Here is a 24,176-nt window from a genome sequence, read left to right on the forward strand (position 1 = left end):
TCGTGCAGGGAGGATCGAGAAAACATTTTCCTACTCGGGCGAATTTTGCAATCTGGGGTGGATTATGACCAAGCCCTCCCCGCCCTCCGCCGAAAACTCCGCCCCCGCGGCATCCCCCCTCGCCTGTTCCTCCGCGCGTCCGTCGCGGCGCACTTCGCGCGCGGCGTTTCGGGGGTTTCCGCCTGCGCCGGATGATCCTCTGCTTTCCTTCACCCCCGTTCCCCATTCCCGCCCCCGCTCCAATTCCATCACCGCCCCGCTCCAGCGCGCCTTTATCGCGCAACTGGCCGCCACCGGCATCGTCACCCAGGCCGCTCGCCACATCGGCAAATCGCTGGAGGCGCTGTACAAGCTGCGCCACCGGCCCGGGGCGGAGGAATTTGCGGCGGCGTGGGAAGCGGCGGTGGATCTGGGGGTGGCGCGGCTGGAGGATTGTGCGCTCGCCCGCGCGATCGAGGGCGAGGAGCGTCCGCTGGTTTCTCGCGGCGAGATCATCGGCACATGGCACAGGCATAACGAGGCGCTGGTGATGTTCCTGCCGCGCCAGCGGAGGCCGGGGCGCTATTCCGCGGGTGTGCGCGACGGGGGCAACCTCAAACCCGGCAATCCGATGTACGAAACGCTCAAAAAGGAAATCCTCGCCGAGGCCTACGGCGAATCGGTCGCCAACGAGGACGAGATCATCGGCTCCATCAACGCCAAGCTGGACGCGATGATCGCCCGCAAGAAAGCGGCGGAGGCGTTGCTGTCGGGCGAGGAGCCGGAGTAAACCGAAGCCCGGTCAGCTTGGCGCGGGCCATTCCCGTGCCAGCAGGCCCCAGATCAGGCTGTCGCGCACGCCGATATGGGTTTTCCACGCCTCGCGCAGGCGCCCCTCCAGCGTGAAGCCCAGCCCCTTGACCAGCGCATTGGACGCGGCATTGTCCGGATCGACATCGGCCCACACCCGGCGCATCGCTTCCTTCTGGAACAAATGCGATATCAGCGCGCCGACGCATTCGCGGGCGATGCCCTGCCCGTGCCGGCCGAGCACCGTGGCGTAACCGATTTCGGACACGCCCTCCATTCCCGGGCTGGCGATCACGCGGCATACCGGCTCGCCGCTGCTGCGTTCGATCGCGGCCCAGCTGCGCCCGTCCCAGTCGGTGGAAAGCAGCCATGCGGCAAGCTCTTCCCGGCTGGTGAACGCCTCCCGGCTCCACCAGCGCATATTGCCGGGATCGGAGAATGCGGGCCAGAATGCCGCGACATCGCCCGCGGTCAATTCCCGCAGGACGAAGCGTTCGCTCTCGATGGTCGGAACGGTCGCCATGGGCCGCTATCCCGCCGAAAGGAAGGCGACCAGCGCCTTGACCTTTTTCTGCCGCCACTGCGGTAGCGGGGCGACCAGCCAATAGGCGCGGCGCCCCTCGTCCGGCCCTTCCAGCGCGACCAGCCGTTTCTGGCCCAGCGCTTCCTCCACCAGCAGATAGGGCAGGATCGCCTTGCCCATCCCGGCCATGGCCGAACTCAACGCCTGTCCGGCATTGCCCGCCTGGATGCTCGCCTCCGCCCCTTCGGGCAAGGGCGCGCCGGGCCAGTCGATCCAGTCGTCCGGCGCATCGGGCGCGGCCACCACCACGCGCAACGCCGGGGCCAGCTCGACCCCCTCCAGATCGCCCGGGCCATCGACCAGTCGGACCGCGAAATCGAGGTTCGTCTCGGTGAAATCGGCATTCTCGTCCGCCACCAGCTGGAACCTAACGCCGGGGTTGCTGCGGCGGAAGGCGGCGAGCCGGGGGGCGAGCCACTGGGCGTAGAATTCGCGCGGAGCGGCAATCGCATAGCGGTCGCTCGCCTGCCCGGCCTGCATCGCCTGCACGCTTTCCTCGAACCGCAGGAAGCCTTCGCGCAGCGAATCGAGCCCGGCGCAGCCTTCGTCGGTCAGTTCCAGCCCCTTGCTGGTGCGGCGGAACAGCACCGTGCCCAGATGATCCTCCAGCGCGCGGATCTGCTGGCCCACGGCGGCCGGCGTCACCGCCAGCTCGTCCGCCGCGCGGGTGAACGACAGATGCCGCGCGGCGGCATCGAACACGCGCAGGGCGTTGAGGGGCAAGTGAGTCCGCTTCATTCGCCCGCATCTAGGGCGCTCGGCCCCGCGCCGCAACTGCGCTATTGCCGCGGGGCCGGGCGCAGTTTGTTATGCGGAGACGGGCTCGGCCATCTGGGTGGTCAGCCCGCCGAGCGCTTCGCGCAGGCTTCGCGCCAGTTCCGGATCGGTCAGCACCCCGGCCTGCGCATCGAACGCAGTCCCGAAATTGGCGACGCCGAGGCTGCCGCGAATCTCCGATCCGAAATAGGGCGCGGAGGTCTTCGCGGCGGCGAGCACACTGGCGGCACCGCCCGGCCCCGGCGAGGCCGACAGCGCGACCATCGGCTTGCCGGCATAGACCTTGCCTTCGAGCCGGGACGCCCAGTCGAAGATGTTCTTGTACGCCGCGGTGTAATGCCCGTTATGCTCGGCAAAGGAAATCAGCAGCGCATCCGCCTGCGCGATCCGGGCGCGGAATTGCCGGGCGAGTTCGGGAATTCCGTCCGCCACTTCGCGGTCCATCGAATAGATCGGCATTTCGTAATCGCTCAGGTCGAGCGTTTCGATCTCAGCCTCGGGCATCAGTTCGGACCGCAGGACATCGGCGGCATGATGGACCAGCATCCGGTTGATCGACTGGCTGGAATTGCTGGCGGAAAAGGCGAGAATTTTCATGGGTGCGGCTCCTGAAGGACTGTTTCACCGGTTGCTATGCCATGTTGCATCAATAAGGTATAGAGACGGGAATGCGCATCCAATGCGCGTTTTTACAGCAACAAGGTGCGCGCGATGCAGCATTGGAACGAGGTCAGGACCGCCGCCACCGTCGCCCGGCTCGGCACTGTCAGCGCCGCGGCAGACGCGCTGAATGTCCACCGCGCCACTGTCACCCGGCATATCGACACGCTGGAAGGCGCGCTCGGGGGCAAGCTGTTCCAGCGCAACCGGCGGGGCTTCCTGCCCACCGATCTCGGGCGGCGGCTGCTCCAGATCGCCGAAGCCTGCGAGGAGCAGTTCGACCAGCTGTTCCTGCACGCGAAAAGCCAGGCGGAGGTCATCGAGGGCGACCTCGTGATCACCTCGATCGCCCAGATGGCCGAGCATCTGTTTCCGGTGCTCGCGGAGTTCGGGCGGCGGCACCCCTCGGTCAAGACCCGCTTCCTCGCCAGTCAGGACCTCGCGAAACTGGAATACGGGGAGGCGCATATCGCGCTGCGCGTGGGCGCCAAGCCGCAGGACCCGGACAATGTCGTGCGCAGCGCCGGAACCATGCACATCGGGCTGTACGCCCACCGGTCCTACGCCGCGGAGCACGGCGTTCCGCGCGGCGAGGCGGATCTGGCCGGCCACCGCTTCATCGGCAGCGACGCGGCAAATCCCCGCGCGCCGTTCCTCAAATGGATGGCGCAGCACATCGCGCCGCGGGACGTGGTGCTGATCAGCAACGATATTCCCAGCCACACTTCCGCGGTGCTGGCGGGGGTCGGGATCGGCTTCCTGCCCGAATATCATGTCGCCGATCATCCCGAGCTGGTGGAAATGCTGCCCCCCCGCGCCGAATGGGCGGTGACGCTGTGGCTGGTGACCCATGTTGATCTGAACCGCACCCCGAAGGTGCGCGCGTTCCTCGACCTGATGGGCGATCCGGCGGCTGGCTGGCGGTTCGGCTGATCAGTCGGCCGTGGCGGGTGCGGCCAGCGGAAAATAGGGGATCGCCACTTCGAACGGAGTGCCATCGGACCGGGTGAAGGTAAAATAACCCTCCATCGAACCCTGCGGCGTGGTCAGCGGACAGCCGGATACGTAATCGTGAGTCTGGCCCGGTTGCAGCACCGGGGTTTCCCCCACCACCCCCTCGCCATCGACATGGCTGATCAATCCGCGTCCGTCGGTGATTCTCCAATGGCGCATCTTCAGCTGCACCCGCTCTTCCGAGCCGTTCTCCAACCGGATATGATAGACCCAGAACCATTTTCCGGCATCGGGCTGCGATTGTTCGGGCAAGAAGCTTACCGCCACCCGGACGGTGATATCGTGCGTTATCGCGGCGTGCTGGAAAAGCTCTTTCATGTCACCCGCAAGGGTAACCCGGCTTGCGTTCCGCCACAAGGGAGCTTGCGAAAGGCTACGCCGCAACGCGCAGCAGGTTTCGACCTTCGCGTTTGGCGGAATAGAGCGCGAGATCCGCCGCGAGCATCAGCGCGCGGTCGTCTAGTCCACTGGAATGCCCCGCGACACCAATGCTGACGGTCACTTTTTCGAGACCGGCTTCGGGCCAGGCGAGTTCCGCAATGTCTGCGCGCAGCCGTTCCGCAAGCGGCGTTGCGGCAGCGGCAGTCGTCCCCGGCAGGATGAGCACGAACTCCTCGCCGCCGATCCGCCCGACCCGGTCGGAACCGCGCAGGCTGCGCGTGAATATCCGTCCCAGGCGCGTCAGCACCTCGTCGCCGGCAGCGTGACCCAGCGTGTCGTTGATAGCCTTGAAATGATCGACATCGAGCACAGCAATGGTCAGCGGTTCGCCAAAGGCTTCGGCCCGCGCGATTTCGCTGCGCAGATCATTGAGAATTTTCCGCCGGTTTGCGAGACCGGTCAGCTGGTCGGTCTCGGCCAGAATTGCCGCGTTGCGCGCCTCCGTCTCGGCAGCTTTGCGGGCCTGTTCGAGCTGGCCGAGAGCTTCGACCCGGTCGGTCACGTCCATGAACATTCCGACCACCGCCGCCGGATGGCCGTTCAGCGGATTGCGTTCCAGTTCGCCGCTGCTGATGACGTGGCGGATGGATCCATCCGCAAGCCGCAGCCGCGCTTCGAACTTGAACGGTGCACCGGTTTTCACGGTGTCCTTCAGGCTGTCTATCACCCGTTTACGGTCGGCGGGGTGATACGCCCCGATTGCCGCTTCGATCGTGACGTCCAGACCGGGATCATAATTGTGGATTCGGTACACTTCGGCCGACCAGATCATGATATTGGTCAGAAGGTCGACCCGCCAGTGCCCGACATGCGCGGCCCGCTCTGCCATTTCCAGCATCCGGTTGCTGTGTTCCAGATCCGCCAGGGTGTAGGCGCGCTGTGCCAGCAACGCTGCGAGCGGGAAGGACGACAGCAGGGCAACGCCGAGGAAAAACTGGAAGAACAGCACATTCAGATGGCGGTCACCCTCCAGCGCCGGGATCGGGCCCAGCCCGTTTGTCGTCGCGAGCGAACCGATGATCCCGATCACGAACACGCTGGCCGCAGCGCCCGGCGGACCGAACAGATAGGTGACCATGATCACCGCAGCCAGCGGCAGGAACAACAGCGGAAAGGTCGCCTGGGTAAACGCCAGCAAGGTAACCGAGGTCACCATGCATAGCGCGAACATTGCGCAGAGGACTTGCCGACGGCTCAGCGGGGTTCTTTTGCTGCCCAGAAACTGCGCCATGGTGACGATGATCGGGGTGACGATCAGCATTCCCAGGATAACGGTCGTCGCCCAGGAAACGAACACGTAGCCCGACCACCCGCCAACGAGGAAGGTGGCGATCGACGCACTGACCAATCCGCCAGCTATGACCGAAAGAGCAAAACGGATTATACTGTGCGGTTCGCCAAAGGTGCCGAACCGGCGCGATTCCTTGCCCATCAGACGAATGACCAGCAGGCTCTCGACCATGTTAGCGAGTGAGAAACCGGTCGCGAGCAGGATGTCGGAGCTGGCCATATAATTGGCGGCGACGCTGCCTGCAGTGCAGGCCAGGATTATGCCCGGCCAGCGGTCCCGGCGGGTCAGCAGCAGAATCGCCAGCAGCAATCCGCTGGGCGGCCACATGGTCGCCAATTCGCTGAACCCCGTCGAGGCACGGAGGGAAAAATGGGCGAGCAGGAAATAGATCGCACCTGTGACCAATGGCCGGAGCAGATCCGTTAATGTGCCTTTGTCACGTCCCATAGTTCGCCGACGTAGCGGAAACGGGGTTTACACTTTGCTAAAGAAGTCAGGTTTTTGACCCGCATGGGGACGCAAAATTAACCATGCGGTGCAGCATCTTAGGGCTTACAAGCCGGCGGCCTCCAGGGCCCGGTCCATATCCTCCATCAGATCATCGATGTCCTCCAGCCCGACATTGATCCGCAGCATCCCTTCGGACACGCCCATCTGGGCGCGCGCCTCGTCCCCCATGGCTGCGTGGGTAGTGCTGGCGGGATGGCACATCAGGCTGCGCGAATCGCCGATGTTGTTCGAAATATCAATCAATTCCAATGCATCCAGCACCGCGTGGGCCTGCGCCCGTCCGCCGTCCACCACCAGGCTGAAAATCGGCCCGCAGGCGTCCATCTGGCGCATCGCAAGGTCGTGGCGCGGGTGGCTGGGCAAACCGGGATGAAGCATGATCGGCACGCGGCTTTCCATGAACCTGCCCAGCGCCAGCGCATTCTCGCTCTGGCGGTGCGCGCGCAGCGACAGGGTTTCGAGGCCTTTAAGTACAACCCACGCGTTGAAGGGTGCGAGGTTGGGGCCCGTGTTGCGCTGGAACGGGAGCAGTTTCTCGTTGATGAATTCTTCCGTTCCGCACACCGCGCCCGCCAGGACCCGGCCCTGCCCGTCCATCAGTTTGGTGGCGGAATAGGCTACCACATCGGCGCCGAACTCCATCGGCCGCTGCAGCGCGGGGCTGCAGAATGCATTGTCCACCACGCTGACGATCCCGTGCGCCCGGGCGAGGCCGCAGACATGCGCGATGTCGACGATATCCAGCGTCGGGTTGGCGGGAGTTTCGAAGAAGAACACTTTGGTGTTGGGGCGTATGGCCGCTTCCCATGCGGCGCCGTCGGCGCTGTCGATCACGGTGGTTTCGATGCCGAAACGCGGCAGCAGATGATCGACGAGCCAGCGGCACGAACCGAATGCCGCGCGGGCCGCCACGCAGTGGTCGCCTGCCGACAATTGGCACAGCAGCGCCGCCGTCATGGCCGCCATCCCGCTGGCCTGCGCGCGGCACGCCTCGGCCCCTTCCATCAGGGCGATGCGTTCCTCGAGCATCGCCACGGTCGGGTTCTGGAGGCGCGAATAGGTCATGCCGGGATCCTCGCCCGCAAAGCGCGCGGCGACAGTGGCGGCATCGTCGTAAGTATAGCCCGAGGTGAGGAACAAGGCCTCGCTGGTTTCGCCGTGCTCGCTGCGCCAGGTGCCTCCGCGGACCGCCTGCGTCGCGGGGCGCCATGCGCGGGTGACCTGGCGGTCCATTCCGGTCGTCTTCTTCATGATGCGGGCTGCTTAACCGGCAGCGATGGCGCGGGCAAGCGCCGCGTCGGCAATATCGCTGCACCCCACCGCGTCGAGCATTTGGGCCCCCTCCACCAGGGTCAGCACCTGCTGCGCGGCGCCGGTCCGGTCCGTCTCGCCGAGGGGCATGAAATCCTCCACCCAGCCGAGCAATTTGCGCATGATCGCTCGCGCACTGTCCCGGTAAACCGCGTTCCCGCGCGAGGCCTCCGCCACGATCTGCCACCATAGCGCAAGGTAAGGCGCGAATTGCGGCGCGCGGGTGGCGGCCGCAATTGCATCGAGACAGTCCCCGCGGCTGTCCGCGCGCCCGGTCGGCAGCGCTTCGTCCAGCGCATCGGAATAGGCGTTCGCCAGATAGGTGAGCAATTCGCCGATCAGCGCTTCCTTGTTGCCGAAATGGTAGATCAGCATCCGGTCGCTGGTCCCCGCCGCTTTCGCCAGCGGCCGCAGGCTGGCACCCGAAAGCCCATGCTCGAGCACATGAGCGGCCATCGCCCCGAGCATCGCCTGCCGATCAAGCGGAACGCGGCCTGCGGGAGTGGGTGCGCCGGAAGAATTTTTCATAAGGGCTTGTAGCAATCGCTACAACCGTGCACAAGTGTAGCGAGTGCTACGTATTCCGCTACAAGGATCCTTGCCATGAACCCCACCGAAATTCTTTTTCTCGCCGGCGTTGCGGCCGCTGCTGCGGTTATGCTTTACCTTGCCCTGTCGCGCGATTTGCGCGGATCCGCCACCGCAGCCGCGCTGCTGGGCGGCGGGTTTCTCGGCTTTACCGCCGTCACCGTGTGGGCCGAAGGGCCGATCGGCTTTTTCACCAACCACACCGCCAATCTGTGGGGCGTGCAGGTGTGGTACGATCTGATCTTCGCCGTCGCGATCGCGCTGTTCCTGCTGATCCCGCGGGCGCGGGCGGTGGGGATGCGCGTCTGGCCGTGGATCGTCGGCGCCGCCCTGACCGCGTCCATCGCGCTGCTGCCGATGCTGGCGCGGGTCCTGTGGCTCGAACGGCGCAAGGCTGCCGGGCATCTGCGAGATCCTGCTCCGCAGTGAACCCACTTGTCGGCCCGGGCGGGCCTGCCTAGACGGAGCGCGATGAGCCCGCCGCATTCCCCCCACTCGCCGCGCGATCCAATTGGGCTGACCGCTTTGCTGGCGCTGGCTTTCGCGGGTCTGTGCAGTATCCGCCTGACCATCCCGTCCGCGCCCTATTTCGACGAAGTGCATTACCTGCCCGCAGCGCGCGCCCTGCTCGACCAATCGGGCTGGCTGAACCGGGAACACCCGCTGCTGGGCAAGGAGATCATGGCCGCCGGAATCGCCCTGTTTGGCGATAATCCGCTTGGCTGGCGGATTTTCTCCGTGGTCGCCGGTGCGACCGCCCTGTTCGCCTTCTGCCGCGCGCTGTGGTTTGCGAGCTATTCTCGGTTTGCATCCCTAGCCTACGGCGTGATGCTGGCGAGCGGGTTTGCCCTCTTCGTGCATTCGCGGATCGCCATGCTGGACATTTTCATGGCGTGCTTCTTTGCGATTGCGCTGTGGCAGCTGGCCGCCGCGATGCGCGAGCCGGAGACCGGGCGGCGCAGGCTGGCGATCGCGGGCATCGCGCTGGGCCTGGCGATGGCCTCGAAATGGAACGCCGCGGCGCTGGCGGTGATCCCCGGCGCGGGTTTCCTGGTGCTGCGCGCGTTTGCCGGGCGAAGGCGGCTGCTGATGAGCCGGCGCGGAATGCCGCTGCCAGGCATGACGCTGCTGGAGGCCGGGCTATGGCTCGGCGCGTTGCCTCTGGCGGTCTATTGGCTGACTTTCCTGCCTGCGTATTTCTTCGCCGAGGGTGCGCTGCAGCCGGGCGGGTTCGTCGCGCTGCACCGCGAGATCATTGCGCTCCAGTCCAGCGTGATCCAGCCGCATCCTTACCAGAGCAACTGGCCCGACTGGCTGCTCAATCTGCGGGCAATCTGGTATCTCTACGAAGCGGCGGACGGGGCGCAGCGCGGTATTCTGCTGATCGGCAATCCGCTGACGATGCTGCTCGGCCTTCCCGCGATGGCGTGGTGCCTGTGGGCCGGGATCGCGCGCAAACGATGGGACGCGCTGGCGGTGTTCGTCTTCTTTGCCGCCAGCGTGCTGTTCTGGGCGGCGGTGAACAAGCCGGTCCAGTTCTATTACCATTATTTCCTGCCGAGCTGCTTCCTGCTGGCGGGGCTGGCGCTGGCGCTCAATGCCCTGTGGCAGCGCGGCAGGCGCCGGGTCGCGGGCGGAATTCTCGCTGGCAGCGTAGCGATATTCGCGTGGTTCTACCCCATTCTCAGCGCCGCGCCGCTGGCGGGGCCGCAGAGTTTCAACCACTGGATGTGGCTGGACAGCTGGCGTTAGCCGAACCGGCCCCACACGAACCGGCTCGACAGCGCGTAATTCCACACCGAGCCGAGCAGGATTCCGGCCGCCACCGCCAGCGCCCAGTGAATTCCGCTCGCTTGCAGATAGGTTGCCGCGGCGATGTTGGCGAAGGCCCCGACGGCGCAGGTGGCGCAAAATCCCGCCCAGCCGCGCAGCAGATTCAGCGCCCCGCGCAGCCGCCGGTCGCGGTAGGTCAGGAAATTGTTGAGCCAGAAGTTGAAGGTCATCGCGGTCAGGGTCGCGGCGGTTTGGGACAGGGCAAAACCGCTGCCGAGCAATTGGAACAGCAGCGCCACCACCGCGAAATGGACCACCACCCCCGCCCCGCCGACGGTGCCGAACAGGGCGAAACGCACCGGGATGAGCCGACCGAAGCTGCGTTCATACAGTCCGACCAGAAATTCGAACGCGACCGCCCGGTCCAGCTTGCTTGCACCCGCGCGGCGCGGTGCCAGTTGCAGCGGAAATTCGCGGACGCGCAGCGGCGGTTTCGAGGCGGCAAGAATGTCGAGCAGCAGCTTGAACCCGATGCCCGCCAGCCGCGGAGCGAGCGCGCGCAAGCGGGCCGTATCGATCAGGAAGAACCCGCTCATCGGGTCGGTAAGTTCCACCCCGGTCATCCTGCGCGCCAGCCGGTTGGCAAGGTTCGATCCCGCCTCCCGCCGATCGCTCGACAGCCCCTGCGCGTTCCCGCCCTCCACGAAGCGGGAAGCCACGGCGACATCGCAGACCCCCCTTTGCACCGCCTCCAGCATGGCCGGCAGCAGCGCGGGATCGTGCTGGTGATCGGCATCCATTACCGCCACAAAGGGCGCGGCGGTGGCGCACATCCCCTCGATCGCGGCAGAGGCCAGCCCGCGCCGCCCGATCCGCTGGATCACCCGTACGCGGTGATCGGCCTGCGCCAGACGGCGTGCCTCCTCCGCGGTGCCATCGGCGCTGTTATCATCCACAAATATCGCTTCCCAGCCGATACCCGCAAGCGCCGCGTCGATGCGTTCGACCAGCGTGGCAATATTTTCGCGTTCGTTGAGGGTCGGGAGGATTATGGCGAGCTGGAGCATCAAATCCTCCCCGGCACGGGGAGGGGAACCATCCGCAGGATGGTGGAGGGGCACGCGGTATTGCTCATGATCTCAGCCGTCGGGACAAGCCAAGCCTGCCCCTCCACCCCTGCCTTCGGCAGCGGTCCCCCTCCCCGTGCCGGGGAGGATTTCACAGTCGCTCCAGCACGGCGTCCCCGATCGCCGCCGTTCCCAGATTGCCGCCGAGATCGCCGCCACGGATACCGTCCGCCAGCGCGCGGGCCACCGCCGCCTCAACCCGCGCCGCCTCCGCCTCGCGCCCGAAACTGTGGCGCAGCATCATCGCGGCGGACAGGATTGTCGCTATCGGGTTGGCAATGCCCTGCCCCGCGATATCCGGCGCGCTGCCGTGGATCGGTTCATACAGGCCGAATGTGCCGAATTCGGTCATGCGTTCGCCCAGAGATGCGCTGGCCAGCAGTCCAATGGAACCGACGCACATGCTGGCCTGATCGGACAAGATGTCGCCGAACAGATTGCCGGTGACCACGACGTCGAACTGCCCCGGCGCACGGACCATCTGCATCGCGGCATTATCGACATAGAGATGATCGAGCGTGACGTCGGGATAGTCTGCCGAAACCTCGATCACCACGTCGCGCCACAACTGGCTGGTTTCCAGCACATTGGCCTTGTCCACGCTGGTCAGGCGGCCATTCCGGCCCTGCGCGGCGCGGAAAGCCACATGGGCGATCCGGCGAACCTCGCTCTCGCAATAGGACATCATGTCCCACCCTTCGCGCTCACCATCGGCTGTTGTCCGCATCCCCTTGTCGCCGAAATAGACGTCGCCGTTGAGTTCGCGCACGATCAGCAGGTCGATCTGCCGGGCGATTTCGGGTTTGAGCGCGGACATATTCTCCAGCCCGGTAAAGGTCTTCGCCGGCCGCAGATTGGCGAACAATCCCAGCTCGGCGCGCAGCCCCAGTACTGCCTGTTCGGGCCGCAGATGCCGCTCCAGCGCGTCACACGCGGGATCCCCGACCGCACCGAACAGGATGGCATCGCAGGCCTTCGCCATGGCGAGCGTTTCGGGGGGTAGTGGATGGCCGTGGCGGCGGTATGCCGCTGCACCGACATCGCCTTCGAACAGCGTCAAACCGGGCAAGCCGAGCGCTTCGAGCACCCGCACGGCCTGGGCGGTAACTTCCACGCCGATCCCGTCACCGGGGAAAATTGCGATCTTCATAGGCCCAAAGTCACCTTCATCAGCGGGTTCGTCCTTGCGAGCAGCGAAGCTGCGCGGCAATCCAGGGCAGGGATGTCGCGCCCTGGATGGCTTCGCTTCGCTCGCCATGACGAAGATTGCGGTACCCCATCACGCCATTCTCGCGAGCCGTGCGCCCAGCAATGTGCGGGCCGCCATAACATCGCCTTTGCGGTCGGCAAGCAGGTAGTGTTCGATCGGCTGCGCCAGCGCCTCGAAGGCGGCCATCACTGCGGCAAAGTCCGCGCTGTCCGGCCGCGTGCCGCCGCCATAGCCCAATTCCCGCAGCAGCAGCATTTCGTAGGCGACCAGCGCGCCCGCCCACCCCCGCGCGGAGGGCGCGTTGCAGATTGCGTCGAGCAGCCCTGACAAGGCGGAATATAGGCCGGGATAGGGATTCCTTTCCGGCATCACCGTGGCGCTTAGCGCGCAGACCCAGGAAATCGCGGCAGCCGGCAGCGGTTCGGACAGCCACGGACCGCGGCTCCGGACCAGTTCAAGGCTGGCGAAGGGCAGTTGGGTGTCCGATCTGGAGCGGATGTCCGCCGCAACCAGATTGCCCGGGATCACCACCGGGCGCAGCACGCGCCCCCGCCCTCCGGCAATATAGGCCGCGACCATCCCTTCCGCTTCGGTCAGCATCCGGGCGATGACCGCGGTTTCGCCGTGGGGACGGGCGGACAGAAGGATGGCGGGGGCGCGCAGCTGCATGGCCCTGCGCTAGCCGATTTGGGGAGTTGTGCGAAGGGGGAGGATCAGCCGAGCTTGGCTTCCAGCGCGGCGAGCCGCTCGCTGAGCTTCTCGTTTTCGTCCCGTGCCTTGGCAGCCATATCTTTCACCGCGTCGAATTCCTCGCGGCTGACGAAATCGAGGCCGCCCATAGCTTCCTTCAGCCGTTCCCGCGTGCTCTGGCGCGCCTCGCGGGTCATGCCCGCGAAGGTGCCCGCCGCACTGTTGGCGAGTTTGACGAAATCGGCGATCAGGGGTTTCTGGCTTTGCATGGTGCCTATTTGGGATGATGCGGCGCCTTCGGCAAGATCAAATCTCCATCCGCTGCACCGCGCCGCTGACCCTGGCCCCGTCCGCGTCGGGATTGAGCCGCAGGAATTCGTAGTTGAGCACGGTCGCGAACAGGATCCACGCCAGATAGGGCAGCATCAGCACTGCGGCGAATTTGCGCACCCGCCAGAACAGGACGATGGTTGCGATCACCAGCACATCCAGCACGGCGATGAGGATCAATCCGCCGGTAATCTGGTGCTGACCGAAGAAGACGGGCGACCATGCCATATTGGCAACGAACTGAATCGTAAAAACAATGATCGCGGCGTTACGCCCCCGAGCCCCCCAGGCCGAACATACAAGCGCCAACGCAAATCCGATAATTAGAAAGATAGTTGTCCAAACGATCCCGAACCACATCGGAGGAGGGAAAATGTCAGGCTTTATTAAATTGGCAAACCAGACAGAATCCGCCGTCCAAACTCTTCCGGGAAGCAGACCGAGCAGCAGCACGGCGGGAACCGTTACCAGAGCCCAGCGCAGCAGACTCGAGCGCAGCTGGCCGGGGGATGCGATTGCATTCATGAAGCTATCCTCAACAACGCGGGCCTAGATAATACTGGCTTAGACGATTCGCGTCGCAGCGATAGTGGGGATGGCCCGGCAGGCGCAACCTGCCCTTGAGGCGTTTTGCCGAAATGGCACCTGGCCGCCATTACGCCCCGCGCCGTGCATGGATCAGGAACTCCACATTGCCTTCGGGGCCGGTGATCGGACTGGGAACGATCCCGTCAACCGCCCAGCCAATACCGGTCAGCCACGCGCTCACTTCATCGCAGACGCGGGCGTGCAGGCGCTCGTCGCGGACCACACCGCCCTTCCCCACTTCTTCACGGCCGACCTCGAACTGGGGTTTGATCAGGGCCACCAGATTGCAATCGGGAGCGGCAAGATTTAGGGGCACTTCCAGCACCTTGCGCAGCGAAATGAACGACGCATCGCACACCACCCAATTGCATGGGCGGTCGATTTGGGCGGGGGTCAGGATGCGGGCGCTGGTCTGTTCCAGCACGGTTACGCGCGGGTCCTGCCGGATTTTCCACGCCAGCTGGTTGGTGCCGGAATCGACCGCGAACACATGGCTCGCTCCCCTCGACAGCAGCACGTCGGTAAATCCGCCGGTGGAACTGCCGATGTCCATCGCCGTGCCGCCAGCCGGATCGAGCGCGAAATAGTCCAGCGCATGGGCCAGCTTGATCCCGCCGCGGCTGACCCAGGGATGATCGCGGCCTCGAACCTCCAGCGGCGCATCCTCGGGCATTTGCTGGCCCGATTTCTGCAGTTTCGTCTCGCCCGAATACACCAGCCCCGCCATCACCAGCGCCTGCGCACGGGTGCGGCTTTCGGCCAGCCCCCGGTCGGCCAGCAATTGATCGAGACGTCGCTTCCCAGTCATTGTTTAGCAGTCACCAATCATCTTCTCCATGGACCCAAAAGCCGTTAGCGCGCATTGTTGCCAAGAGAAACCGTGATCCATCCGGAGTGCCCGTGAAAAACCCGCCCGTGAAAGACCCCGCTGTGAAGAATCTGCGCGCCCTGACAATTCTGCCGGTCTTGGCAGCGGCCAGCCTGACCGCCGCCGGCTGTGTTCCCAGACCGCCGCAGCGCTTGCCGCCGCCGATGTCGCAGCCCGCTCCTGCTCCGGCTGCCGCTGCGGTGCCGATGCCGCCGATTGCGCCTGCGCCGCAGAACTGGATGGATGCCCCCGCGACGCCGGGAGACTGGGTCTATCGCGCAACGCCGGGCGGCTCGCAGGCATTGTTCGGGGCGGAAGAAACGGAGGCGGAATTCATGCTCCAATGCACCCGCGCATCCGGTCAGATTGCGCTGGTGCGGGTCGATGAAGCGCCAGGGCCGGTGCCGATGCGTATTCTGACCGAAACGCAGGACTGGACCCTCACCGCCACGCCCGCCGGGAGTCACCTTCCCACTGTGTTCGCGCAATTGCCCGCGCGCGATCCCCTGCTCGATGCGATGGCGCTCAGCAAGGGGCGCTTCGCGGTCGAGACCACCGGAATGCAGACGCTGTATCTGCCGTCCTGGCCGGAAATTTCGCGGGTAATCGAGGATTGCCGCTAGCGCGCTTTCGGGCTGTTTGGCGAGCGCGTTATTCTGACGTGGAAAAAGATAATTACAAGGCTTGCGTTGCGGGCGAAAAGGAATCACATTGCATTCAAGATCAGCGGCGAACGCGGTCTTGGGCTACCCGATGACCGGGCGGTTCTGGCTATACAGCGCGAAAGGAGGTGATCCGATGTCTCATGGTTCAGCAAGGGGGTCGGTAAGTTTCCGCACGGAGCATTATTGCCGCTGACTCGGCAATAGAGGCTAACCGTGGGCGGCACTTCCGGCCGCTGACCATGCGAAGGGCGGTTCCCGGCTGAGGCCAGGGCCGCCCTTCTCATTTGTTTGCTCCGGGGGCAGGTTCCCGGCTGAGGCCAGGGCCGCCCTTCTCATTTTTCAGCTCGGGGGGCAGGTTCCCGGCAGATGCCAGGGCCGCCCTTCTCATTTTTCAGCTCGAGGCGTAGGTTCGCCATTCATTGCCGAATAAGCACCTTCCGCTTGCCTGATGGTACAGACGCTTTTAGGCGCGCCATAGACACCTGAGGACCTAGCAATGGCCGACGCTCCGGCAAATCTGTTTACGAAGATACCCCACCCCTCGCCAACGCCCGCGGACGTGCGGAATGCGGCGATTGCCGATCCGGGGTTCGGCAAGGTTTTTTCCGATCACATGGTCTCGATCGACTACGCCGAAGGCAAAGGCTGGCATAACGCCAATGTCGGCCCGCGTGTTCCGATCAGCCTCGATCCAGCCGCATCGGTGCTGCATTACGCGCAGGAAATCTTCGAAGGGATGAAGGCGTACCGGCAGGCGGACGGCAACCTGTCGCTGTTCCGCCCCGAAGCAAACGCCGCGCGGTTCAACGCCTCCGCCACCCGCATGGCGATGCCGCATTTGCCGGAGGAATTGTTTGTCGAGGCCGTGCGCCAGCAGGTCCGGATCGACCGCGACTGGTTCCCCGCCGTCGAGGGCGGATCGCTTTACCTGCGCCCCTTCATGTTCGCGACCGAGGCGTTTCTCGGGGTTCGCCCCGCGCTGGAATACAAATTCCTGGTGATCGCCAGCCCGGCGGGCAATTACTTCAAGTCCGGATCGCCCGCGGTGTCGATCTGGATCAGCGATTATTCACGCGCCGCGCCCGGCGGCACCGGCGCGGCCAAAACCGGCGGCAATTACGCCGCCAGCCTGGTCCCCACAGCCGAGGCATTCTCGCGCGGGCACGACCAGGTGCTGTTCCTCGACGCGGTGGAGCACAAATGGGTCGAGGAACTCGGCGGCATGAATCTGTTCTTCGTGTTCGACGACGGCAGCATGGTGACCCCGCCGCTGACCGGCACGATCCTGCCCGGCATCACCCGCGACAGCCTGCTGCAACTCGCGCGGGAGGAAGGGCTGACCGTGCGCGAAGAAGCCTACAGCATCGACCAGTGGCGCGCCGATGCGGCGAGCGGGAAGCTGGTCGAAACCCTGGCCTGCGGCACCGCCGCGGTGGTCACGGCGGTCGGCCATGTCGCCGGACCAGACGGCGAGTTCACGATCGGTTCGGGCGGCCCCGGCCAACTGACCACGCGGCTGCGCGAAAAACTCGTCGGTCTTCAGCGCGGCACGATTGCTGACACGCATGGCTGGGTGATGCAGGTAGATTGAGGGGGATGGAGAGCAGACCGCGGCAATACCCCTGAGCTTGGCGAAGGACCTCGCCGCCCAGAACTGGGCTATCGTTCGGCAGCCAGTTTTCGCAGGACTTGAGCGACAATATCGAGCGCCTGCAGCTTTGTTCCAAAACGCACCACGATCCCGTCATCATCGGACAGGTCGTCCGCAAGCTTGGAGATCGCGTCCGCCAGGGACAGCAATTCGTTCGAGCTCACCGATACAGACGGCTCCGGCACGGCTGTAATAACGTTAAGCGCGGCTTCCTTCCTGATCGTTTCAACAACGTGATCAATGCTGTTCTGGTGCTCACGGCCACCCGGCATCCAGGCTGACACGTCAACCCGGCTGTCCATTCTCAGACCCGCTTTGCCATTCGAAGACCAGACAACTATCCCGGAAGCCGACGATTCACCCCGGCGCAAAGTCACCTTCGTGCCTGTGGCAGGCAATCCCGCACCTTCGATGAGAGCGCCTGTCGAGGATAGATTCCGAATCTTGACCGGACCAGCAAACGTGCCGCCAGAAAGCGCTGCCAGAACAAACATGTTTGTCCGCGGCGCTTCTCGCGCACAAGCTGTCCCTGCAACCACTTATCCATACCTCCAGGTAAGTTCCTTGCATGAATGATGGTTAAGGCGGCGGTCTGGGTAGCCTACGTGTTTGAACTTAGCCGGGCGCTGCCGCTATTGTTCAGGTGATCTCGAGCCTGTAATTCTGGTCTCCACTATCCACCACGTGAGGGTCATTAAAACCCCCGCCTCCCCTTGTTTCCCAACCCCTTGCGAAGGAAACGACGGTAGAAGAATTTCGAGAATTCTGCTATTGGGCCGAGTCGAAAGCGAGGTGGGTGCCAAATGGACACTGCACCGATCATTCTTGCCCATGAGAAGCCGTTTCGTATCGGCGGGGCCACTTTTATGCCCGCCAGTCGCGAAGTCCAGCTGAACGGCAAGCGCTCCGTCGTTGAGCCTCGAGTAATGCAATTGCTGGTGGCGCTTCATCGAGCCAGCGGCAGCGTTGTCACCAAGGACGAGTTGCTGCAGCAATGCTGGAGCGGCCGGATCGTCGGCGAAGACGCGATCAACCGCGTCGTATCGCGTCTGCGGTCAGTATCCGAGAAACAAGCCGGAAAGCAGTTCCGGGTCGAAACCATCACGAAGGTGGGATACCGGCTCGTCGCTGCGAAAAACTTCGCCGCATCACTTATCCGACCCGGCGAGGGGTCTGGATTGCCCGGGTTGCTTGGTCGCCGAGAGGTAATGATCGGGGGCGCAGCTCTGAGCGCGGCAGCGGTCACGAGCATTGGCTGGACCATACAGCGCCGAAACCGCATGCCGGACGAGGCACGAGTCCTCATCGACGACGCCCGCAACTCGCTTTACCAGTTCACGCCGGATCAGATAGAAAATGCAATTGGAAAGCTTCGCAGAGCGACACAGCTCGCCCCGGACAGTGGGGAAGCGTGGGGCCTGCTTGCTCTGGCATACGCGAACTCGTCTTTATGTGTACCCACGGATCAGCGGGCGCACCGTTTTGCGCGGAGCGAAGGCTCAAGGCAGCGCGCCTTTGCCATCGAAGCCTACCAGGCCGATGCTTTGGCCGCAGAACTTGGGACTCGGCCCGTATTTCGAAACTGGTACGGCCATGAACAAAGGTGTCGGTCTGCACTGAAACGCCATCCTGACCATCCTGTACTTCATGTCGCTCTGGGCCATTTGTTGCTTGAGGTGGGTCGTTTTGACGAGGCGCTGCCGATGTTCGAAGCGTCGCTCCGGAAAACGCCTCTGTGTGTCACTTCCCTGATCTGCCGGATCAACCTACTTTCCGGTCTCGGCCGTTTCGAGGAGGCCGACGCCGCTGTAGCTCAGGTATTTGAAATGATGCCCCGCCATCCTGCGATCTGGCTGAACAGAGCCCATTACCTCAGTTATGCTGGAAGCGCCGCCGAAGCTGTCGCTATGATAGCAGATGTTGGCAACCGTCCGGTGGGCATTCCGGCCTGGCACTTCGACCTTGTCGCCATGCAAGCCAATGCAATAGCCAGTGAAGATCAGGGCCTGATCCGTAAAACGCTTGAACATTATGCCGAGGCGGCCAGGCGCGGCATGATCTTCGCCGAAAGTGCCGCCATGTTCGCCGCGTTCGTCGGCCGGCATGATGAAGCCTTCCGGATCCTGAATGGGCTGTATCTAGATCCGGATTTCAGCATACCGGACGCGTATTCCACGACCGAGCAAGGCATGTACTCTCTCGGCGATCGACGTACCGACATCCTCTTTCGTAAGCCGCTTGCGGTCATACGCCAGGATCCGCGCTTTGCGCGACTCACCAAGGCGATCGGTCTCAACGCATATTGGGAGCGCGGCAGGTCATGGTCGAAAATAGTCGGCTAAGTGACGTTATCGGCGTTTCGTCCGGGTTTCGACCGGACTTCGTCTCCTCCTAATCCTTTGCGGCGAGGTCTCTTTGCGCGAGCTTCTTGAGAGCGGTGCTTCCGGCGCCGCCTTCAAAGGAGAGTGACATGAACCAGCGAAAGTTTTTTGTGATCATCACCGGTGCTGCCCTGCTCGGTCTCGCCTCGCCCGTCTCTGCTCAGCAGCAGATGACCGTCACGGCGAACCCCTCGTTCGCCAACTGGGTTGAAAGCACTTCGCGCACAATCGATTCATCCCTCAAAAAGGTCAATATCTCCCGTAGTGAGGCCGGGGTAACATACGTGCGATTCAACTGCGGGGAAGATGGCAAGCCACGAAATATCGCCACCGTGCACTCGGGCGCATTCAAGCCCGAACTCGCGCGCATCGGCCGGAGAGTTGTGTCGCGCATCAACTCGCTGCACCCGCTGTTCGAGGGTGCTCAACCCAACCAGCTGTATGAGGCGGCAATCATCATTGCCCGCGACGAGGAAGAACTTGAAAGCCTTAGCAAGAAGGTGAACGAGCGCGTCCAGCGTGAGAATGCTCGATGGGCGGCGCGTGGCGCTCCAAATCCAGTGGTTTCGCTGGCCATCGTGAGCGGTTTCTAGATGAAGGGGTGGGGGAGCCTGATCGCTCCCCACCTTCCTTCGCCACCGCCCCCACTCATGCCCCGATCCTGCTCGCGCGCATCGCCAAGTTCGTCAGCCACGGCGCGAGACCTGCCAGCTTGACCAGCGGCGGGCCGAGGCGGTTGCTTTCGGCGGTTTCCCAGATCAGCTTCGCCACGCCCACCGGGCGGCGCGCGGCGCTGGCCAGCGCGCGCTGGTAATGTTCTGCCGCGCTGCTGCCACCCTCCAGCCAGAATTTTGCCGCCATCGCGCCGCTGGTGAGCGCGATGGACATGCCCTCCCCCGCCAGCGACGGGATCACTGCCGCCTGATCGCCCAGCCGAAACAACCCCGGCTCGGTGCGCTGCGCGATCCAGCCATACGGCACCGCGCCGATGCTATCGATGGGCAGGTCAGGCACCGCGAACGCCATGCGCCGCCCGAAATGGGGGTGCTCATCAGCCAGCCGGTCCAGCAACATACGCGGATCGCCGCCAGCACCCGCCAACATGCTTTTGCGCAGCGCGAGGCAGATATTCGCGCTGCCATCGTCCTGGCACACGATGCCCGCATAGCCGCCGGGGAACAGGTGCAATTCGATCTTGCCCGCGAGTAGTTCCCCAAGACCCGCCTGCGCCGGAATCCGGATCCGCAGCCCCAGCGCGGGATCGTCCGACTGCCTTGGCCGGGAATATCCGCGCACATCGTGCTTGCCCGCGGCGAGGAAGATACTGTCCGAACGCCAGTCCTGCCGCTCCCCCTCCGCCGCGCCCGGCGATAAGCTGCGTATGCGGTCGATCTGCAATTCCGCGCCGCTCGCCACGGCAAGCGCCCGCATCGCGGTGTCGAGACCGCGGCGCGACAGGCCGTAGCCGGTCTCGGGCAAATTGGCCTGCGCCTCCGCCGCGCCTGCGTATAGCGCCAGCCGGTTAACTGGATGCGCACCGATGTCCGGCAGGTTCAGGCCGATGCCCCGCAGCCGCTCCGCGCTGCGCCAGCTGAGAAACCCGCCGCACAGCGCGTCGCCGACTTTCGCATCACGGTCGATCAGGATGGGCGAGGCACCCGCGCGGGCGAGCGTGATTGCAGCCATGGATCCAGCCGGTCCTGCGCCCAGGATCAGCGGAGGGTCGCTCACCGCAGCGCTTCGACACACAAGCGGGAGGGAAATGCACGGTACACCCTCGCGCCGCGAACCCCTGCCGCCTCCAGCAATTCGGGCCATTCCTGCGGGCGATAGCTGCGCGCAATCGACAGGTGGCCGTCATGCCGCACGATCCGATGCCAGCGCATCAGCCGCGCCAGCAGCGGCCAGCCCATATAGGCGAACCAGTGGCGGTGGAGATCGTTGACCAGCCAGCCCGCCGCCGCCTCGCGGTCCATGAAGTGAAGGAAATCGAGCAATTGCCCCCGCGTCATGTGATGCGCGACGAGGCTGGAGACGATGCAGTCGAACCCCTCGCCCGCATAATCCGCATAATCGCCCGCCCGGTATGTGATCGGCAGGCCATGCGGCGTCGCCTCCCTAGCAGCGGCGACGCTGTTTGCGTTGAGATCGACTCCGACCAACTCCGCAGCAATTCCGCGCTTCTCTGCCCAGCGGGCGATCTGGCGCAGCATATCGCCATCGCCGAACCCGACATCCAGCAGGCGGAAGCTTTTGCGGCCACCGACCGTGCGCTCAAGAAACGCCAAGGTGGGGCGGTGCGCCATCGTCACCCGGTTGACCTTCGCCAGATCGTGCAGGACCTGCGTATAGATCGCCGGGTCCAGCGCCGGATCGTCCATCAATTCGTCTTCGATGCGGCGGGTTTCAAGCATGGTGCATTATGCCTCCTTCCACCCGAAATGCAGCCCCTCCATCGCCAGTCCCGGCCCGAAGGCCAGCGCGACCCCGCGCGCCGGTTTCTGGGCCATGATCCGTTCCAGCACGAACATCAGGGTGGAGGAGGACATATTGCCGCAGCTGCGCAAAACCTCGCGGCTATCCTCCAGCGATCCGCGCGCCAGGTCCAGCCCGCTTTCCACCGCATCCAGGATCGACCGGCCCCCGGCGTGGACCGCCCAGGCGTCGATCTCCGCCACCGGAGTGCCGCCGGTGATCCGCTGGCGGACTTCGGGACGGGCGATGGCGGCAGCAATCCGGTTCGGCACTTCGCCCGACAGGCGCATCTTGAAGCCCGTATCGACGATATCCCAGGTGATCAGCTCCTCGCTGTCGTCCAGCGCCGCCGATATCCCGCCGCGCAGTTCCAGCCCCGCGCCGGACGCGGTGACGATCGCCGCCGCCGCCCCGTCGCCGAATTGCGCGCCCGCCAATAGCGGCTCGATATCGAAATCCTGCTGGTGATGCAGGCTGCTGAGCTCGACCGTGACGACCAGCACCCGCGCATCCATTTCGGAGCGGACGATGTGGCGCGCAGTGCGCAGCGCGGTGACTGCCGCGTAACAGCCCATGAAGCCGATCAGCACCCGCTCCACATCATCGGGCAGGCCGAGACGGCGGGCGATGATCTGGTCCACCCCCGGCGCAACGAAACCGGTGCAGCTCGCCACCACGATATGCGTGATCGTGCCGAGCGGGGGCAGTTTCTCGATGGCCTTGAGCGCCAGTTCGGGCGCGGCGCGGGCATAGATTTCCATCCGCTGCGCCGTACCGGGTTGGGCCGGGCCGCCATACAGCCCGCGCCCCTGGTCCAGCTTGGCGTCTTCCTCCGACAGCACCGACCAGCGATGTTCGATGCCCGAACGCCCGGCCATGCGTTCATACAGCTTCGCCTCGCGCGTCTTGCCCAGCTGCGCCATGGCCCAGCGGCGGTAATCCGGTTCGAAGTCCAGATCGGGAATTGCGGTCGCAATTGCGGCGATGCGGGCCATGGATGCTTTCTGTTGCAGGGTTTCGATCGAAAACCGACTATAGGCGAGTTTTGTCCCGAACGCCGCAAGTTTCTCGTTGCCGCCCAACCCACTGGCGCAGTCCAGCGTCAATTGTGGACCGGAACCACCCCGTTTCAGCCCGCCCGTTCGACAGGCATCACATTATATTCCCGGGCTTCTTCCTGGCTCAGGCAATAGCGCTGGCCCTGGTTATTCTCGCCGCCGGTTGCTGCCTGCTGGTACATTATCTCCGTCAACAGCCGCCGGCTGACGCCCATGCGGATCAGGAAATCATTGTCCTCGCTGGCAAGCAATGCGCTCAATTGCTCGATTTCACCGATCAGCTGCGCGGTGCCGTCGCTACCGTCCTTTACTGCGCTGTCGATGACATCGCGCTGGCCGGTGTAGGTGAACATATGGACCATGAAGATCCCGCCCGGCTCCACGAACCGCCGATCCCCGCCCATGAACACGAAATTGCATGAGGAAAAGCAGGTCCAGCCCGCGGGTATTCGCGTGACCATGCCGGGATAGGACCGGATGATCCGACCCGCCGCATTGCCGGAACGGGCATCGCCGCCGCGCGATCGCAGCCAGATTTCCTCGATCCGCTCGTCTGCAGAAATGGCCGCAGCCAGGCGGGCAGGCAGCGTGGTATCGACCAGTCCGTCCGCGATCAGCACGCGCTTGCCGCGCTTGTCAGCCGGGGTCAGCGTCATCGCGGTGGCCGGTCCCCAATCGGGCTTTACGGGACAGGTTGGATTGACCGGATCCATCCCCTTCGCCCCGCCGAGCAGGGCGAGCGCGGCCAGCAATCCCGCGATGCGCGACGCCGTCATGCCGCGAGCGAATAGCGCGCCGATCCGGGCGGGCGGCACATGCGTTTGTTGGCGGTGGTTTCCTCGCCCCTGACGATAATCACATCGGTCACGGTGATGCATTCAAGGCTGGCCGCCTCGTCATCATTGCGGCCCACCACGGTGGAACTGCCGGAAACATCTTCGCGCGTGTTCGATTTCCAACTTGCACTGGAGCCGACTTGCGCGCCCGTGCCGTCTTCGGCCGCGCGGGTCGCGGCCAGGGTGGCTTCGGCGGCCTGCACCTGCTCCTCCGGATCGAGGCGGCAAGCGATGGCATTGGTCAACTGGTCCGAAACTTGCGCCATCGGCAGCCAGCGCGATACGCCCGCGCGGTAGGCGGCATCGCCCGCAGCCTTGCCAACCACACTGCCAAGCAGCGACGAGCCGAAGCCCTTCTTCTTGCCTTTGGGGCAGCCATCGGGCGAAGTTTCAGCAGTCGGCGCCGTAGGAGACGGCAGCTTCAACCCGCTGAATTGTGCCTGTACGGGCGCGGACGCCAGCGAAAGCGCAGCAACAATGGCTGCATTTCTGGCCGCGATCTGGATCGGTCCGCTGGTCATTTGTTACACCCCGCAAGGACTGTTCAATACAGCAGCCGG

At 64.4% G+C, this 24,176-nt stretch carries 27 protein-coding genes; 8 read left to right on the forward strand and 19 right to left on the reverse strand.

Annotated elements, in window-relative coordinates; all coding sequences use genetic code 11:
• The first annotated feature begins 64 nt into the window (after positions 1-64).
• Positions 65-769, forward strand: a complete 705-nt coding sequence (locus U0988_RS12945) for a hypothetical protein (RefSeq protein ID WP_322293038.1) — start codon at positions 65-67, stop codon at positions 767-769.
• Positions 770-781: 12 nt separating this feature from the next.
• Here U0988_RS12945 and U0988_RS12950 read toward each other — a convergent pair whose 3' ends face one another.
• From U0988_RS12950 to U0988_RS12960, 3 genes are all read right to left on the reverse strand, one after another.
• Positions 782-1,312 (reverse strand): GNAT family protein, encoded by a 531-nt coding sequence (locus tag U0988_RS12950; protein WP_322293039.1) that lies wholly within the window; start codon positions 1,310-1,312, stop codon positions 782-784.
• Positions 1,313-1,318: 6 nt separating this feature from the next.
• Positions 1,319-2,110, reverse strand: coding sequence for a LysR family transcriptional regulator (locus tag U0988_RS12955; RefSeq protein ID WP_322293040.1), 792 nt, complete (start codon positions 2,108-2,110; stop codon positions 1,319-1,321).
• Positions 2,111-2,179: 69 nt separating this feature from the next.
• Complete coding sequence (locus tag U0988_RS12960; protein ID WP_322293041.1) at positions 2,180-2,746, reverse strand: NAD(P)H-dependent oxidoreductase; 567 nt, start codon at positions 2,744-2,746, stop codon at positions 2,180-2,182.
• 114 nt (positions 2,747-2,860) lie between these two features.
• On the opposite strand from U0988_RS12960, the gene U0988_RS12965 reads away from it, so the two are divergent.
• The gene (locus tag U0988_RS12965; protein ID WP_322293042.1) at positions 2,861-3,742 is read left to right on the forward strand and encodes a LysR family transcriptional regulator; all 882 of its coding nucleotides are present in this window, start codon (positions 2,861-2,863) and stop codon (positions 3,740-3,742) included.
• Here the strand turns inward: U0988_RS12965 and apaG are convergent, their stop codons facing one another.
• From apaG to U0988_RS12985, 4 genes are all read right to left on the reverse strand, one after another.
• On the reverse strand, positions 3,743-4,141 hold the full coding sequence (gene apaG, locus U0988_RS12970) for a Co2+/Mg2+ efflux protein ApaG (RefSeq protein ID WP_322293043.1): 399 nt from the start codon (positions 4,139-4,141) through the stop codon (positions 3,743-3,745).
• A 55-nt stretch (positions 4,142-4,196) separates the two neighbouring features.
• Complete coding sequence (locus U0988_RS12975; protein WP_322293044.1) at positions 4,197-6,002, reverse strand: diguanylate cyclase; 1,806 nt, start codon at positions 6,000-6,002, stop codon at positions 4,197-4,199.
• A gap of 105 nt (positions 6,003-6,107) precedes the next feature.
• Positions 6,108-7,316, reverse strand: coding sequence for a trans-sulfuration enzyme family protein (locus tag U0988_RS12980; RefSeq protein ID WP_322293045.1), 1,209 nt, complete (start codon positions 7,314-7,316; stop codon positions 6,108-6,110).
• 12 nt (positions 7,317-7,328) lie between these two features.
• A complete protein-coding gene (locus tag U0988_RS12985) occupies positions 7,329-7,904 on the reverse strand; it encodes a TetR/AcrR family transcriptional regulator (RefSeq protein ID WP_322293046.1) in 576 nt (191 codons plus the stop codon).
• Between the two features lie 75 nt (positions 7,905-7,979).
• Between U0988_RS12985 and U0988_RS12990 the strand changes: the two genes are divergently transcribed.
• Both U0988_RS12990 and U0988_RS12995 read left to right on the forward strand, forming a co-directional pair.
• Positions 7,980-8,393 carry a hypothetical protein gene (locus U0988_RS12990; RefSeq protein ID WP_322293047.1) on the forward strand — a complete coding sequence of 138 codons (414 nt, stop codon included), beginning with the start codon at positions 7,980-7,982 and terminating at the stop codon, positions 8,391-8,393.
• A gap of 42 nt (positions 8,394-8,435) precedes the next feature.
• Positions 8,436-9,716: a phospholipid carrier-dependent glycosyltransferase gene (locus U0988_RS12995; RefSeq protein WP_322293048.1), complete on the forward strand. Its 1,281-nt coding sequence runs from the start codon at positions 8,436-8,438 to the stop codon at positions 9,714-9,716.
• Here U0988_RS12995 and U0988_RS13000 read toward each other — a convergent pair.
• From U0988_RS13000 to U0988_RS13025, 6 genes are all read right to left on the reverse strand, one after another.
• On the reverse strand, positions 9,713-10,804 hold the full coding sequence (locus U0988_RS13000) for a glycosyltransferase family 2 protein (protein WP_322293049.1): 1,092 nt from the start codon (positions 10,802-10,804) through the stop codon (positions 9,713-9,715). The two genes, U0988_RS12995 and U0988_RS13000, sit on opposite strands and share 4 nt — an antisense overlap.
• A gap of 151 nt (positions 10,805-10,955) precedes the next feature.
• Positions 10,956-12,014, reverse strand: a complete 1,059-nt coding sequence (gene leuB, locus U0988_RS13005) for a 3-isopropylmalate dehydrogenase (RefSeq protein WP_322293050.1) — start codon at positions 12,012-12,014, stop codon at positions 10,956-10,958.
• A 129-nt stretch (positions 12,015-12,143) separates the two neighbouring features.
• Positions 12,144-12,743 (reverse strand): DNA repair protein RecO, encoded by a 600-nt coding sequence (recO, locus tag U0988_RS13010; RefSeq protein ID WP_322293051.1) that lies wholly within the window; start codon positions 12,741-12,743, stop codon positions 12,144-12,146.
• Between the two features lie 44 nt (positions 12,744-12,787).
• Positions 12,788-13,033 (reverse strand): accessory factor UbiK family protein, encoded by a 246-nt coding sequence (locus U0988_RS13015; protein WP_322293052.1) that lies wholly within the window; start codon positions 13,031-13,033, stop codon positions 12,788-12,790.
• 37 nt (positions 13,034-13,070) lie between these two features.
• A complete protein-coding gene (locus tag U0988_RS13020; RefSeq protein ID WP_322293053.1) occupies positions 13,071-13,619 on the reverse strand; it encodes a TspO/MBR family protein in 549 nt (182 codons plus the stop codon).
• Positions 13,620-13,749: 130 nt separating this feature from the next.
• Positions 13,750-14,490, reverse strand: coding sequence for a TlyA family RNA methyltransferase (locus U0988_RS13025; RefSeq protein ID WP_322293054.1), 741 nt, complete (start codon positions 14,488-14,490; stop codon positions 13,750-13,752).
• Between the two features lie 92 nt (positions 14,491-14,582).
• Between U0988_RS13025 and U0988_RS13030 the strand changes: the two genes are divergently transcribed.
• Together U0988_RS13030 and U0988_RS13035 are read left to right on the forward strand one after the other, a co-directional pair.
• The gene (locus U0988_RS13030; protein WP_322293055.1) at positions 14,583-15,173 is read left to right on the forward strand and encodes a hypothetical protein; all 591 of its coding nucleotides are present in this window, start codon (positions 14,583-14,585) and stop codon (positions 15,171-15,173) included.
• A 538-nt stretch (positions 15,174-15,711) separates the two neighbouring features.
• Positions 15,712-16,806, forward strand: coding sequence for a branched-chain amino acid aminotransferase (locus U0988_RS13035; protein ID WP_322293056.1), 1,095 nt, complete (start codon positions 15,712-15,714; stop codon positions 16,804-16,806).
• Positions 16,807-16,874: 68 nt separating this feature from the next.
• On the opposite strand, the gene U0988_RS13040 is transcribed toward U0988_RS13035, so the two are convergent.
• On the reverse strand, positions 16,875-17,360 hold the full coding sequence (locus U0988_RS13040; protein WP_322293057.1) for a hypothetical protein: 486 nt from the start codon (positions 17,358-17,360) through the stop codon (positions 16,875-16,877).
• Between the two features lie 309 nt (positions 17,361-17,669).
• Between U0988_RS13040 and U0988_RS13045 the strand changes: the two genes are divergently transcribed.
• Both U0988_RS13045 and U0988_RS13050 read left to right on the forward strand, forming a co-directional pair.
• Complete coding sequence (locus U0988_RS13045; protein ID WP_322293058.1) at positions 17,670-19,208, forward strand: winged helix-turn-helix domain-containing protein; 1,539 nt, start codon at positions 17,670-17,672, stop codon at positions 19,206-19,208.
• A gap of 128 nt (positions 19,209-19,336) precedes the next feature.
• On the forward strand, positions 19,337-19,840 hold the full coding sequence (locus tag U0988_RS13050) for a hypothetical protein (protein ID WP_322293059.1): 504 nt from the start codon (positions 19,337-19,339) through the stop codon (positions 19,838-19,840).
• Between the two features lie 55 nt (positions 19,841-19,895).
• On the opposite strand, the gene U0988_RS13055 is transcribed toward U0988_RS13050, so the two are convergent.
• The 5 genes from U0988_RS13055 to U0988_RS13075 all read right to left on the reverse strand — a co-directional run bounded on the left by U0988_RS13055 (position 19,896) and on the right by U0988_RS13075 (position 24,137).
• A complete protein-coding gene (locus tag U0988_RS13055) occupies positions 19,896-20,996 on the reverse strand; it encodes an NAD(P)/FAD-dependent oxidoreductase (protein ID WP_416172397.1) in 1,101 nt (366 codons plus the stop codon).
• On the reverse strand, positions 20,975-21,661 hold the full coding sequence (locus U0988_RS13060) for a methyltransferase domain-containing protein (RefSeq protein WP_322293061.1): 687 nt from the start codon (positions 21,659-21,661) through the stop codon (positions 20,975-20,977). The genes U0988_RS13055 and U0988_RS13060 overlap by 22 nt, the downstream gene beginning before the upstream one ends.
• 6 nt (positions 21,662-21,667) lie before the next feature.
• Entirely contained in the window at positions 21,668-22,717 is a 1,050-nt protein-coding gene (locus U0988_RS13065) for a type III polyketide synthase (RefSeq protein WP_322293062.1), read from the reverse strand.
• A gap of 134 nt (positions 22,718-22,851) precedes the next feature.
• A complete protein-coding gene (locus tag U0988_RS13070) occupies positions 22,852-23,556 on the reverse strand; it encodes a hypothetical protein (protein ID WP_322293063.1) in 705 nt (234 codons plus the stop codon).
• Complete coding sequence (locus tag U0988_RS13075; protein ID WP_322293064.1) at positions 23,553-24,137, reverse strand: hypothetical protein; 585 nt, start codon at positions 24,135-24,137, stop codon at positions 23,553-23,555. Before U0988_RS13075 ends, U0988_RS13070 begins: the two co-directional genes overlap by 4 nt.
• Positions 24,138-24,176: the final 39 nt, after the last annotated feature.

The sequence above is a fragment of the Allopontixanthobacter sp. genome (genome assembly GCF_034376665.1).
In the GTDB taxonomy this organism is placed as follows: Bacteria; Pseudomonadota; Alphaproteobacteria; order Sphingomonadales; family Sphingomonadaceae; genus Allopontixanthobacter.